The organism is Cupriavidus necator (genome assembly GCF_040578825.1).
Lineage (GTDB): Bacteria > Pseudomonadota > Gammaproteobacteria > Burkholderiales > Burkholderiaceae > Cupriavidus > Cupriavidus necator_E.
The window spans coordinates 66,166-79,409 of sequence record NZ_JBEFLI010000030.1; the positions used below are offsets into that span (position 1 = coordinate 66,166).

Consider the following 13,244-nt stretch of genomic DNA (forward strand, 5'->3'; position numbering starts at 1 on the left):
CACTGCGGCGGGGGCGCGATCGCTCGCGACGCCGGCGAACAGCTAGTGCAGCGGCAGCAGGATGCGGAAGTCGGTACAGCCCGGCCTGCTCTCGCATTCGATCAAGCCCTCGTGCTGCTGCACGAAGGTTTGAGCGAGTGTGAGACCTAGACCGCTGCCGCCATCCCTACCCGATACCAGTGGATAGAAGATGCGCTCGCGAATGTCTTCGGGGATTCCCGGGCCGTTGTCGATGACATGCAAGTCCAATGCCAGCTTGAACAAGCGCTTGGCAATTGTCACTTGCCGGGCCACGCGGGTACGCAGCACGATCTGCGCGTCGCCGCGTGCGATATGGTCGGCCAGCGCCTGCGCGGCGTTGTGCACGATGTTCAGCACCGCCTGGATCAACTGCTCCATGTCGCCCTGCAGTTCGGGCAGGCTGGCATCGTAGTCGCGCACGATTTCCAGCCCGTTCGGAAACTCCGCCAGCACCACCGAGCGCACGCGCTCCAGCACTTCATGGATATTCAGGCTCGACACGATATGCGGATGCCGGTGCGGCTCGAGCAGCCGGTCCACCAGCGTCTGCAGCCGGTCCGATTCCTTGATGATGACCTGCGTGTATTCGCGCAGCGAGCGCTCGGGCAGCTCGAACTCCAGCAACTGCGCCGCGCCGCGGATGCCGCCGAGGGGGTTCTTGATCTCGTGGGCCAGGTTGCGGATCAATTCCTTGTTGGCCGCGGTCAGGTCGAGGATGCGCTCCTCGCGGTCGCTGCGCACCTTCTGTTCGTTGGGAAGGATCTCCACCACCACCGTATCGCTGAACGCTTCCAGCGCGGCGATCACCACGTGTGCGTGGATCGGTTCCTGCAACGGGGGGTGCAGCACCAGGTCCTGCCGGCGCACGTCGAACTGCCGCGTGACCACGGTATCGAGCATCAGGTGCAGTTCTTCCGAGCGGCCGAACAGATCGGGTAACGCCAGCTCGACCAGGCCCTTGCGCGACACGCCGAAGGTCGCTTCCGCGGCGGGGTTGGCGTAGACCACGCGCAGCCCCGGCTGCCGCACCAGCAGCACCGGGTTGGCTACCACGTCGAGGCCGGCGTGCAACGCCACTGCGCCCAGGGGCAGCACCTGCGCACTGCTTTCGGCCTGGACCGGGTCAGCCACGGGCGACTCGCCCCGGGAACCCTCGGCTCCGCTGACCTTGCGCGACACACCGCGAATCAGGCGACGCATAAGACTAGTCCTTCAAATTGCCCAGCTCGCGCCGCAGCGACGCGGCGTTGGCCTCGCTGCGCGCGATGTCGTCGCGCAGCGAGGCCGTGCGATCGAGGTATTTCTGATAATTGCGCTCGTTGCCCTGGCGCTCCGGCTGGCCATTGTTGTACTCGGCGCGCAGCGCCTGCAGCTTGGCCTCCTCGGCTTGCAACTCCTGCGTCAGCACCGCACGGCGTTCGCTGTCGCGGCTCTTCTGCGTGGCGCTGTCCACGCGCGGGAAGCTGGAGTTGCTGACCGTGGCACCGCCGCCGTTCCTCGCCGGCGGCGCGGCCACGCGGCCGCCCGGTACCGTCACCACGTCGGGCAGGTTCAGCTTCTTGCAGCCCTTGCCCGCGCTGCCGTTGCGGTACTCGGGCACGCCGTTGGGGCCGCTGCAGACATAGACGTCGGAAGACTGCGCACGCGGCTGCCCGGCCCAGCCAACCAGCGCCAGCGCCACGGCACTCACCAGAACAGGGAATTGGCCGCGCATACCGACACGAAGTTGGTGCAATGACAGGGCACGGCGAGCCGTGCGCGAAGAGGCGTCCAGGGACATGGCGTCAGGTTTGAACAGGGATGGATCGGGATGGGATCGGATTCCCCATTCTAGCGAGCAAAGCAAAAAGGGACAGCCGAAGCCGCCCCTCTCTGGTGCAACTGTTGCCCGGTCACAACCTGCGTCATTACCGGGCAAGGGCCGCTTACAGCGAGTAGTACATCTCGAACTCGACCGGGTGCGTGGTCATGCGGAAACGCGTGACTTCTTCCATCTTCAGTTCGATGTAGGCATCGATCATCGAGTTCGAGAACACGCCGCCGCGGGTCAGGAACTCGCGGTCGTTGTCCAGGTACTCCAGCGACTGGTCCAGGCTCGAGCAGACGGTCGGGATCTTTGCATCCTCTTCCGGCGGCAGGTCGTACAGGTTCTTGTCGGCAGCTTCACCCGGGTGGATCTTGTTCATCACGCCATCCAGGCCGGCCATCAGCAGCGCCGAGAAGCCCAGGTACGGGTTCATCAGCGGATCCGGGAAGCGGGTCTCGATGCGGCGGCCCTTCGGGTTGGCCACATACGGGATGCGGATCGACGCCGAACGGTTGCGGGCCGAGTAGGCCAGCTTCACCGGAGCTTCGAAGCCCGGCACCAGGCGCTTGTACGAGTTCGTGCCCGGGTTGGTGATGGCGTTCAGCGCGCGGGCGTGCTTGATGATACCGCCGATGTAGTACAGCGCGAATTCCGACAGGCCGGCGTAGCCGTTGCCGGCGAACAGGTTCTGGCCGTCCTTCCACACGGACTGGTGCACGTGCATGCCCGAGCCGTTGTCGCCAACGACAGGCTTCGGCATGAAGGTGGCGGTCTTGCCGTAGGTGTGGGCGACGTTCTGGATCACGTACTTCTGCAGCTGGGTCCAGTCGGCGCGCTGCACCAGCGTGCTGAACTTGGTGCCGATTTCGTTCTGGCCCTGGCCAGCCACTTCGTGGTGGTGGACTTCAACGGGAATGCCCAGCGATTCCAGGATCAGGCACATTTCCGAACGCATGTCCTGGAAGGTGTCGATCGGGGCGACCGGGAAGTAGCCGCCCTTCTTGCCCGGACGGTGGCCGCTGTTGCCGTGCTCGAATTCCTTGCCGGCCGACCACGGGGCTTCTTCGGAATGGATCTTCACGAAGCAGCCTTGCATGTCGACGTTCCAGGTCACGCCGTCGAAGATGAAGAATTCGGGCTCCGGGCCGAAGTAGGCGGTGTCGCCCAGGCCGGTGCTCTTCAGGTAGGCTTCGGCGCGCTTGGCGATCGAGCGCGGATCGCGGTCATAGCCCTTGCCGTCCGACGGCTCGATCACGTCGCAGGTCAGCACCAGCGTCGGCTCTTCGTAGAACGGGTCGATGATGGCGGTATTCGAATCCGGCATCAGCAGCATGTCCGAAGCTTCGATACCCTTCCAGCCGGCGATCGACGAACCGTCGAAGGCGTGGCCGCTTTCGAACTTGTCTTCATCGAAGTGCGACACGGGCACGGACACGTGTTGCTCCTTGCCTTTGGTATCGGTGAAACGGAAATCGACGAACTTGACGTCGTTTTCCTTCACCAGCTTCATCACGTCTGCAACGCTGTGGGCCATGCCAATCTCCTGGATATTCGGCGGAAGTCTGAGAAAGCCAATTCTTGGGCCCGTCGACACCAGCGCCGTAGATGCATTCATGCATGCTCGCGCGCCAACCCGACCAGCCACGAAAGGACGAGGAATGTTAGCAGAAAGCGTGCCAAGCAAACGCCCCTCTGGCGCGCGTGGCCCGAAAAATGTGCAACTCCGGCGATTCGCGCACCGTAGAGGCGTTGGCCGCATGATCACGATCCGGCGCGCCGGCAGCCGGGTGGCGCACCAATAACTCGCACACTGCGGCTCGCATCCTTATAAAACACCACAATGGTGCAATCAGCAAGTTAACGCACCCAATAAGTGCGCGCGCACCAAAATCGATCAAATCGCGCCCGGCCATGGAGCGCCCGTCAGGGCAAACCGCCGCCGGATAGCTGCGGCGCTATAGAATAGTGTGTTGCGGTCCTCCCGCCTCGTTCCGCCCCTATTCCATCCCTGAAATTTGTCACGCAGATGACCACCCGAGACGAACTCCTCCAGGCCGCCCGCCAGCGCCAGCAACAGAACCAGCTCCCGTATTTCGGCGCGCTGTCGCCGCAGGAAGCCTTTGCGCTGCTGCAGAACGACCCTTCGGCCGTGCTGGTCGACGTGCGCACCCAGGCAGAACTCGATTGGGTGGGCGGCGTGGACGTGCCCGATGCGCAGTTCGCCCATGTCCAATGGATGACCTATCCGGGCGGGGCGCAGAACGGCCGCTTCATTGAAGAGCTGAAGGCGCGCGTACCGGCCGACGTGCCGGTGCTGTTCCTGTGCCGCAGCGCGGCCCGCTCCAAGCACGCCGCGCGCGTGGCCACCGAGGCGGGCTACCATTTCGCCATGGACGTGCTGGAGGGCTTCGAGGGCAACCGCGACGAGCACCACCACCGCAAGACGCTCGAAGGCTGGTGCGTGCGCGGACTGCCTTGGCACGGCGCCTGAGTGCCGCTGCGGCGTGAATGACAAAGGGGCAGCCTGAGCTGCCCCTTTATTTTTGCGCGGCCCGCGCTCAGGCCTGCGCCGACTCCCGCGCCGGCTGCTCCACCGTCTCGAATCCCATCGCCTGCACACCCTCGAGCAGCATCGCGTAGGCCGGCGCCACCAGCTCGACCGGGCCCTTGACGCCCAGGTCGATATGCCGGCGCGCGAAGCGGTCGCCGCGCTGCACGTCGCCGACAGACGGCAGGCTGAACACGCGGATGGCCGGGTGCGCGGCCTCGACCTTCTCCATCAGCGGCGTCAGCGTCGATTCCGGCGCCTCGAACACGTAGAACGCGCGCTCCTGCTGCTGCGCCTGGTGGCGCAGGTGCGCATAGTCGTGGTCCAGCAGCCATTCCATCATCGGCCATGCCATCACCGGGAAGCCGGGCATGAAATGGTGGTGGCCCACCGAGAAGCCCGGGATGTGGTTGTAGCTGTTGGGGATGATGCGCGCGCCTTCGGGAAACTCGCCCATCTTGAAGCGGTGCTGGTTTTCCGGCAGGCTCAGGTCGGCCTTGACCGGGTCGCCGTTGGCCGTTTCCGCGATGCGCAGCGCGATCAGCTCGCGCGCCTCGGGATGCAGCACCAGCGGCACGCCCAGCGCCGCCGCCGCGCACTGGCGGGTGTGGTCGTCCGGCGTGGCGCCGATGCCGCCGGTGCAGAACACCACGTCGTCGCCCGCGAGCGTGCGCCGCAGCGTGGCGGTAATGCGGGCGCGGTCGTCGCCGATATATTCAGCCCAGTCAAGCGCCAGGCCGCGCGCACCCAGCAGTTCGATGGTGCGGCGCAGGTGCTTGTCCTCGCGCCGCCCCGACAGGATCTCGTCGCCAATGACGATCAGGCCAAAACCCATATTGCCCTCGCTTCAGGAATTTTCGATGCGGCGCACATCGGTCGGCGCCAGGTCGATCACATCGCCACCCGCGGCCGGTGTGGCCGGTGTGGCCGGCGGCTGGGCCGGCACCGCGGCACGCTCGGCCCGCAGTTGCGCCAGCGCGCGCAGGCAGAAATGGCCGAACCACAGCGCCGAGAAAATAAAGATCAGCACGTACAGCCATAGCGTGCCAGCCAGCACGAACGGGAACAGGAAGATCACCGCCGCCGACGACACCCACAGCAGCGTCGGTGCCGAGCCCAGCAGGCCCACCGCCACGCCGATCACCAGCAGCGGCGTGCGATGGCGGCGCACCAGTGCCTTGCGCTCTTCGGCGCTGGCATGGTCGGCGAGCGCGTCATAGGTCATCACGCGGTAAGTCAGCCAGCCCCATAGCACCGGCGGGATCAGCGCGAAGAACGGCGGGATCAGCCACAGCGGCAGCGTCATCAGCACCAGCAACAGGAACACCACGGTGCTGCTGAGCGAGTGGAACACGCTCCCGAGCACGCTGCCGCCATGGGCCTTGTTCAGGTCGGGATAGCTGCGTTCGAGATGGCGCACCACCGCCGGCACCGAAACCACGCCGATAAACATCAGCATCGACGCGATCACCAGCGGGATCGCCAATGCGGCGACAAACAGCGGCGCAACCGCGGCGCGCATCGATTGCAGGCCGAACCAGTCCAGCGCGCTGTAGATCCAGCTGGTCAGCACCGAGGTTTCAAGGAAGCCGCGCGTGGCGGCCATGACGGGGTCCCAGCTCCACCAGAGCAGGCCGCCCCACAGCAGCGTGGCCAGGACGAAAGGCAGCAGGGTCAGCATCAGCATGCGGGGATGGAGCTGGCTGACGAGCGCGCGGCCAAACGAGCGGAAAATATCGTTCATGCAGTCGATGGCAAATCAGGAAAAAAGGTGCCGGGCGCAGGCTAGATCACCAGGGGGGGCGGACCGGCGGCAACCCGGAACACTAGCATACGCCACTTGCCGCCGCGTCGCGCCATCGTGCGCCGCGGGTGGAGGGCTGCTTCGACGCAGACCGCTTCAGCGCAGCCGCAGCAGCCGCTTGATGCCGTACCACTGGTGCGCCAGGAAGCCGGCGCCGTAGTCGTGGCCCTTGCCCGCCGGCGGCGGGAGCTGGTCGCGGATGCCGGTCGGGTGATATGTCTCGGTAAAGACCGCGGTGCCGAACAGCATGTCCCACCAGGGGAAGATCACGCCATAGTTGCAGCCGCCCAGCTTCGCCGGCGCGCCGTCGGCTTCATGGCCGATGCCGACCGCATGGTGGGTGCGGTGAAAGCGCGGCGAAATCAGCAGCCGTTCGCCGAGCGCGCCGAAATGCAGCCGCACGTTGGCATGCTGCAGGCTCTGCAGCAGCTGCGACAGCGCCACCAGCAGCACGTACTGCGGCGGCTCGACGCCCACGCCCAGCGCCACCAGCGCAAATACAAAGTCGCGCAGCATGTCGTCGAGCAGGTGGTTGCGGTTGTCGCTCCACAGCGTCATCTGGCGCTGGCTGTGGTGCACCGCGTGCAGGTGCCACCACCAGCGGAACGAGTGCGACAGCCGGTGATACCAGTAGTCAAGCAGGTCGAACAGCAGCAGGTAAACGAAGAAGCTGACCAGCGGCACCGAGGTCACGCCCGGCCACCAGTCTTCGACGTTGATGCGGTGCCAGCCCATCAGCCGCACCTGCCCTTCGAGGGCATCGGTCAGCGGCGCCAGCAGGAAGAACATCGCCAGCCGGAACAGCCCCAGCCGGTGAATCACGGTATAGAAGATGTCGGTGCGGATCGCGGCGCGGTCGGCCACCGGCTCGACCGGGCGCCACTTCTCCAGCGGCCCCAGGATCAGCGCCATCACGATGATCTGCACCAGCCCCACCAGCAGCCATTCGGTGCCGGTGAAGGCCTCCTCGGCGTAGCGGCCAAACCCGAGGTCGTAGACCACCGGCAGCACCACGTCCTGGAACAGCGTGCCTTCAACCTGGCCGATCCAGCCGTTGAGCATCTCCCACATTACCGCCTGCCCTCCTGTTGTCCGACTGCCTGTACTTTGCCGCCAGTGACCGCGCGTCCGATCCAGTCACGGTAGGCCGGATGCTCGCGCAGCGTCGCGAAGCAGAAACCCTTGCGCTCCAGCCCGGCGAGCAGCGGCTCCAGCACGCCCGGCGCCCACGGATCCTTGCGCGACCAGATGCCAAGGTGCGCCATGGTGATATCGCCGTCGCGCAGCTTGTCCAGCGCGCGCTCCAGCAGCATCGCGTTCGGATAGCGCTCGGAAGCCAGTTCGTCGCCGAGGAAACCGGCCGGCGCCCAGCCCACGTGGCGGAAACCGCATTGCTCGGCCCACTGCAGCGTCTGCGGCGCGGTGCGCCCGCCCGGGGCGCGCCATAACGGCAGCATCTCGGCGCCGGTCATGCTGCGCAAGGCGTCGGCGCTGCGGCGCAGTTCGCGGCAGAAGCCCTCAGCGTCCATCGCCACGTCCTTGCCGGCCCGCGCGCCGAACTGCGGGCGCATGGTCACGTGGCCGTCGCGCACCCTGCGCAGGTAGACATGGTCGAAGGTATGGGTGCCAAAGACATGGCCGTCCGCCGCCAGCGACTTCCAGTACGGCGCCCATGACGGATCGAGCGAGCCGTCGTGGCGCACCGTCGGCTCGTTGGCCAGGAAGAAGGTGGCGCGGATATGGTGGCGGCGCAGCGTGTCGGCGATCAGCTGCGCCTGGCTCATGCTGCCGGTATCGAAGGTCAGGTACAGCGTACCGGCCGGGCAGGCCCTGACGGCCGGCTGAGAGGCGTCGGCCGCGTGCAGACCGGCCGGCATCGCACAGGCGAGCGCCAGCGCCGCCAGGATCTTGCCGAACCGTCCGGATCGCGAAGGCTTGGTCTCGCCCATGGTCCCTGCCCTAACCGTTGCAAACCACCGTTCAGTACAGCGGCGCCCGCGTGCGGAAATAGATGCCGTGCGGCGAGCGCCCGACCCGCACGGTCTTGACCAGCTTGCGGCTGGCCACGTCGATCAGCCCGACCGAGCGCGCCCACCGGAACGTGACCCACAGCGTCTTGCCGTCGGCGGTCAGTTCCATATCGTCCGGGCCCGGCGGCAGGCCGGTGATATCGCCGACCTTGCTCAGTGTCTGCTGGTCGATGATGCTGATGCTGCCGGTCACGCGGTTGCTCAGGAACAGGTGGCGCTTGTCGCCGATCGCGCGGAAGTTGTGCGCGCCCTTGCCGGTCTGGATCTGCTTGACCACGGTACGGGTGCGCCAGTCGATCACGGCCACATAGTCGGCGCCGGTCATGCCCACCAGCAGGTATTTCTGGTCCGGCGTGACCCAGATACCCGCCGGCGCCGAGCCGGTCTCCATGCGCCACAGCACGTTCTGCGTGACCAGGTCGATGGCCGCCACCTCGTTGGAGTCCTGCAGCGTGATAAAGGCGATGCGGCTGTCGGCGGTAAAGGCGATATGGCTGGGCGTCTTGGCCAGCGGAAACTGTTTGGCCAGCTTCAGCGCCTTGCCGTCCCAGCGGTACAGGTCGACGCGGTCGAGCCGGTTGCCGGTGGCGACGAACCACTTCTGGTCGGGCGAGAAGCCGATCTGGTACGGGTCGTCGATATTCGGCACGCGCTGCTGGATCTTGCCGTTGACCGGGTCCAGGAACACCAGGTCGTTGCCGACCGCATTGGCGACGATCAGCGACTTGTCGTCCGGCGTCGCGATCAGGTGGTGCGGCTCCTTGCCGATCGGGAAGGTGTCCAGCACCTTTTGCGAATCCTTGTCGATCAGCGTGACGGTTGCATCACCCGAATTAAGGATTACCACCACTTCCGCCGAGGCCGGTGCGGCCAGCAGGCCCAGCGCCAGGGCGCCCACCGTAATCCCACCAGCCACAACACGACGCAATGCGAACATAAGACCCGCTGAAAAAAGACGAAAGAAGACCGAACCGGCGATTCTAACGTTTGGGCGCGGCAATCCGCTGACGTCGTTGCTGGCGGCAGCCAAGAATTCAGCAGGGTGTTGCGCCGGTGCGACCAACGGCCCCGGACGGGACCGTGGGGCTGGCGGGCGTAGCTCAGCGCTGCATCGATTCCCACACCTTCTGCAGCCGCTTGACCGACATCGGCACCGGCGTGCGCAGCTCCTGGGCGAACAGCGCGATGCGCAGCTCCTCCAGCATCCAGCGGAACTCCTCCAGCCGCGCATCCTCGCCGCCGCGGCCCTGGGTCCGCAGCTGCTTTTCCGCCCGCTGCCACTGCTGCACCAGCGGCGCCATCTCCTGCATGCGCTGGCTGTCGCGGGCCGGGTCGCCCTTGAGCTTGTCCACCCGCATGGCGATGCCCTTCAGGTAGCGCGGGAAATGGACCAGTTGCGTGTACGGGTTCTCGTCGATAAAGCGCTTGCCCATCAGCCGGCCCAGCTGGCCTTCCATGTCGGCGTAGGCCGCGGGGAACGGCTTGGCCTGCAGCAGCTTGCGCGGCAGCCCGGCGTATTCGGCAAGGATGGTGCCGACCAGCCGCGCGATCTCCTGCGCCAGCAGCGACAGCCGGGTGCGGCCCTCGTCCTTGCGCGCGTTGAACTCGGCCTCGTTGCGCGGCAGCGGCGCCTGCAGGCAGGCCCGCTCCAGCGCCAGCATCACGATCTGGTCGCGCAGCATTTCCTGGGTGCCGAGCGTCATGTACTGCATCGCCATCTGCTGCAGGCCGGGAATGTTCTTCTCGAGGAACTTGACCTGCTCGCGCAGTTGCAGCGCGAACAGCCGGCGCAGCCCCAGGTAGTGGATGCGCGCCGCCTCCTGCGGGTCATCGAAGACTTCCACGTCGCAGTGGGTGCCACGGTCGACCAGCGCCGGATAGCCGAACAGCGTCTGGCTGCCCTTGCGGATCTCCAGCAGCTCCGGCAGCTCGCCGAAGGTCCAGCCGGTCAGGCCCTCGTATTTGCCAGGCTCGGCCACGGCCAGCGGCGCCGGCTGGTCGGGGGCCTGGTTTGCTGCCTGCGCCGCGGCTTGCGCCGCGACCCGCTGGAACGACTGCTGCGCCTGGCCGCCGAGCTCGCCGCGGAGCTGGGCCAGGTTGCGGCCCATGTCGAGCTGGCGGCCGTGCTCGTCGATCACCTTGAAATTCATCGAATGGTGCGCGGGCAGCGTTTCCAGCTTGAAGTCGGCCCGCTTGACCATGGTGCCGGTCTGCTCGCGGATATCGGCGATCAGCACGTCGAGCAGCTCGCCTTCGCCGAACGGCTGGCGGGCGACAAACCCCGCCGCGTACTCCGGCAGCGGCACGCAATGGCGGCGCAGCTTCTGCGGCAGCGACTTGAGCAGCAGGTGCACCTTCTCCTTGATCATGCCCGGCACCAGCCAGTCGGCGCGCTCCTGCCGCACCTGGTTGAGCGCATACAGCGGCACGGTCAGCGTCACGCCGTCGCGATGGCTGCCCGGCTCGAAGTGGTAGCTCAGCCCCATGTCGACCCCGGCCACATTCATGGTCTTGGGGAACAGGTCGGTGGTGATGCCGGCCGCCTCGTGCCGCATCAGCTCGTCGCGGTTCAGGTAGAGCAGCTTGCGGTCTTTGGCGCTTTCGGCCTGGTACCACTGCTCGAACGTGGCCTGCTGGTTGATATCGGCCGGGATGGCGCGGTCGTAGAAGGCGTAGATCAGTTCGTCGTCGACCAGCACGTCCTGGCGGCGCGACTTGTGTTCCAGGTTCTCGATCTCGCGCACCAGGCGCTGGTTGTGCGCGTAGAACGGCAGGCGCGTATCGAACTCGCCCTCGACCAGCGCGCGGCGGATAAACAGCTCGCGCGCTTCCTTCGGATTCATCGGCCCGTAGTGGACGCGGCGATGCTGGTAGACCACCAGCCCGTACAGCGTGGCGCGCTCCAGCGCCAGCACCTGGCCAGCCTTTTTCTCCCAGTGCGGATCGCTCCAGCTCACCTTGAGCAGATGGCCGCCGATCTGCTCGAGCCAGTCCGGCTCGATCCGCGCCAGCGTGCGGGCGAACAGCCGGCTGGTCTCGACCAGTTCCGCCGCGACGATCCAGCGGCCGACCTTGCGCGCGATCAGCGAGCCCGGCCACAGGTGGAACTTGATGCCGCGCGCGCCCAGGTACTCGCGGCCCTTGCCGTCGCCATCCTCGATGCGGCAGCCGACGTTGCCGAGCAAGCCCGTCAGCAGCGCCTTGTGTACCTGCTCGTAAGTCGGCTCGCTATCGTTCAGGCGCCAGCCCTGCTCGGTCACGGTGGTCAGCAGCTGCGAATGGACATCGCGCCACTCGCGCAGCCGCAGGTGCGACAGGAAGTGGGCGCGGCACTGGTCCTGCAACTGGCGGTTGGATTTCTTGTGCGCGACCGCGTCCTCGAACCACTTCCACAGCTTGACCCAGCCCAGGAACTCGGACTTCTCGTCCATGAACTTGCGGTGGGCCTGGTCGGCGGCTTCCTGCGCTTCCTGCGGACGGTCGCGCGGATCCTGCACTGACAGCGCGCTGGCGATGATCAGCACTTCGCGCAGGCAATGATGCTCGCGCGCGGCCAGGATCATGCGCGCGACGCGCGGGTCCAGCGGCAGCTTGGCGAGCTGGCGGCCCGTGCCGGTGAGCTGGTTGGCATCGTCGACCGCGCCCAGTTCCTGCAAGAGCTGGTAGCCGTCGGCAACCGCGCGGCCCAGCGGCGGCTCGATAAACGGGAAGGCCTCGATATCGGTCAGCCGCAGCGCCTTCATGCGCAGGATTACCGCGGCCAGCGACGAGCGCAGGATCTCGGGATCGGTGAAGCGCGGGCGGCCGGTGAAATCGGTTTCTTCATACAGCCGGATGCACACACCGTTGGCCACGCGGCCGCAGCGGCCGGCGCGCTGGTTGGCGGCGGCCTGCGAGATCGCCTCGACCTGCAGCTGCTCGACCTTGTTGCGGTACGAGTAGCGCTTGACGCGCGCCAGCCCGGTATCGACCACGTAGCGGATGCCGGGCACCGTCAGCGAGGTTTCGGCGACGTTGGTCGCCAGCACGATGCGGCGCGCGTTCGACGGCTTGAACACCCGCTCCTGCTCCTGCACCGACAGCCGGGCGAACAGCGGCAGGATCTCGGTATGCGGCGGATGGTGCTTGCGCAGCGCCTCGGCGGCCTCGCGGATCTCGCGCTCGCCGGGCAGGAACACCAGCACGTCGCCGGGGCCCACGCGGCACAGTTCATCGACGGCATCGACGATGCCGTCGTACAGGTCGCGCTCGCGTGCCTGCGGGCTGCGGGGCGCGGCGCCGGCGGGCGCGTCGTCGGTGATCGGCCGGTAGCGGACTTCCACCGGATACAGCCGGCCGCTGACCTCGATCACCGGCGCCGGCTTGCCGTTGGACGCGAAATGCCCGGCAAAGCGCTGCGCGTCGATCGTCGCCGAGGTGATGATCACCTTCAGGTCCGGCCGCTTCGGCAGGATCTGGCGCAGGTAGCCGATCAGGAAGTCGATGTTGAGGCTGCGCTCGTGCGCCTCGTCGATGATCAGCGTGTCGTAGCCGCGCAGCAGCGGGTCGTTCTGCGTCTCGGCCAGCAGGATGCCGTCGGTCATCAGCTTGACCGACGCGCCCGACGACATGGTGTCGTTGAAGCGGACCTGGTAGCCGACGTGCTCGCCCAGCGGCGTGCCGAGTTCCTGCGCGATGCGCTTGGCGGTCGAGGTGGCGGCGATACGCCGCGGCTGGGTGTGGCCGATCAGTCCCCCGCCCTCCCGGCCGGGGCCGCGGCCGATCGACAGGCAGATCTTCGGCAGCTGCGTGGTCTTGCCCGAACCGGTCTCGCCGGAAACGATCACCACCTGGTTGGCCAGCAGTGCCGCGGCGATTTCGTCGCGGCGGGCCGAGACCGGCAGTGCCTCCGGGAACGTGATCGGAGGCAGCGGATTGACGGGGCGCGGCGGGCGCGGCGGGCGCGGCGGGCGCGTCGTCGGTGATCGGCCGGTAGCGGACTTCCACCGGATACAGCCGGCCGCTGACCTCGATCACCGGCGCCGGCTTGCCGTT

At 66.8% G+C, this 13,244-nt stretch carries 11 protein-coding genes; 2 read left to right on the top strand and 9 right to left on the bottom strand.

Going from position 1 to position 13,244, the window contains the following annotated elements; genetic code table 11:
* Positions 1-42: 42 nt before the first annotated feature.
* The 3 genes from glnL to AB1I47_RS16675 all read right to left on the bottom strand — a co-directional run bounded on the left by glnL (position 43) and on the right by AB1I47_RS16675 (position 3,362).
* On the bottom strand, positions 43-1,221 hold the full coding sequence (gene glnL, locus AB1I47_RS16665; protein ID WP_354684847.1) for a nitrogen regulation protein NR(II): 1,179 nt from the start codon (positions 1,219-1,221) through the stop codon (positions 43-45).
* A 4-nt stretch (positions 1,222-1,225) separates the two neighbouring features.
* The gene (locus AB1I47_RS16670; RefSeq protein WP_354684848.1) at positions 1,226-1,735 is read right to left on the bottom strand and encodes a DUF4124 domain-containing protein; all 510 of its coding nucleotides are present in this window, start codon (positions 1,733-1,735) and stop codon (positions 1,226-1,228) included.
* A 211-nt stretch (positions 1,736-1,946) separates the two neighbouring features.
* On the bottom strand, positions 1,947-3,362 hold the full coding sequence (locus tag AB1I47_RS16675; protein WP_354684849.1) for a 3-hydroxylaminophenol mutase: 1,416 nt from the start codon (positions 3,360-3,362) through the stop codon (positions 1,947-1,949).
* A gap of 492 nt (positions 3,363-3,854) precedes the next feature.
* On the opposite strand from AB1I47_RS16675, the gene AB1I47_RS16680 reads away from it, so the two are divergent.
* Positions 3,855-4,319 carry a rhodanese-like domain-containing protein gene (locus AB1I47_RS16680; protein ID WP_354684850.1) on the top strand — a complete coding sequence of 155 codons (465 nt, stop codon included), beginning with the start codon at positions 3,855-3,857 and terminating at the stop codon, positions 4,317-4,319.
* A gap of 67 nt (positions 4,320-4,386) precedes the next feature.
* On the opposite strand, the gene AB1I47_RS16685 is transcribed toward AB1I47_RS16680, so the two are convergent.
* From AB1I47_RS16685 to hrpA, 6 genes are all read right to left on the bottom strand, one after another.
* Entirely contained in the window at positions 4,387-5,211 is an 825-nt protein-coding gene (locus AB1I47_RS16685) for a competence/damage-inducible protein A (RefSeq protein ID WP_354684851.1), read from the bottom strand.
* Between the two features lie 12 nt (positions 5,212-5,223).
* Complete coding sequence (locus AB1I47_RS16690; protein WP_354684852.1) at positions 5,224-6,120, bottom strand: EI24 domain-containing protein; 897 nt, start codon at positions 6,118-6,120, stop codon at positions 5,224-5,226.
* Positions 6,121-6,276: 156 nt separating this feature from the next.
* A complete protein-coding gene (locus tag AB1I47_RS16695; protein WP_354684853.1) occupies positions 6,277-7,251 on the bottom strand; it encodes a sterol desaturase family protein in 975 nt (324 codons plus the stop codon).
* The gene (locus AB1I47_RS16700) at positions 7,251-8,129 is read right to left on the bottom strand and encodes a polysaccharide deacetylase family protein (RefSeq protein ID WP_354684854.1); all 879 of its coding nucleotides are present in this window, start codon (positions 8,127-8,129) and stop codon (positions 7,251-7,253) included. The genes AB1I47_RS16695 and AB1I47_RS16700 overlap by 1 nt, the downstream gene beginning before the upstream one ends.
* Before the next feature lie 31 nt (positions 8,130-8,160).
* Complete coding sequence (locus AB1I47_RS16705) at positions 8,161-9,147, bottom strand: YVTN family beta-propeller repeat protein (protein ID WP_354684855.1); 987 nt, start codon at positions 9,145-9,147, stop codon at positions 8,161-8,163.
* A 163-nt stretch (positions 9,148-9,310) separates the two neighbouring features.
* Positions 9,311-13,120, bottom strand: a complete 3,810-nt coding sequence (gene hrpA / locus AB1I47_RS16710; protein WP_354684861.1) for an ATP-dependent RNA helicase HrpA — start codon at positions 13,118-13,120, stop codon at positions 9,311-9,313.
* Between hrpA and AB1I47_RS16715 the strand changes: the two genes are divergently transcribed.
* Positions 13,005-13,244 (top strand): hypothetical protein (locus AB1I47_RS16715; RefSeq protein ID WP_354684856.1); only part of this gene is annotated, 240 nt, incomplete at its 3' end. The genes hrpA and AB1I47_RS16715 overlap by 116 nt on opposite strands.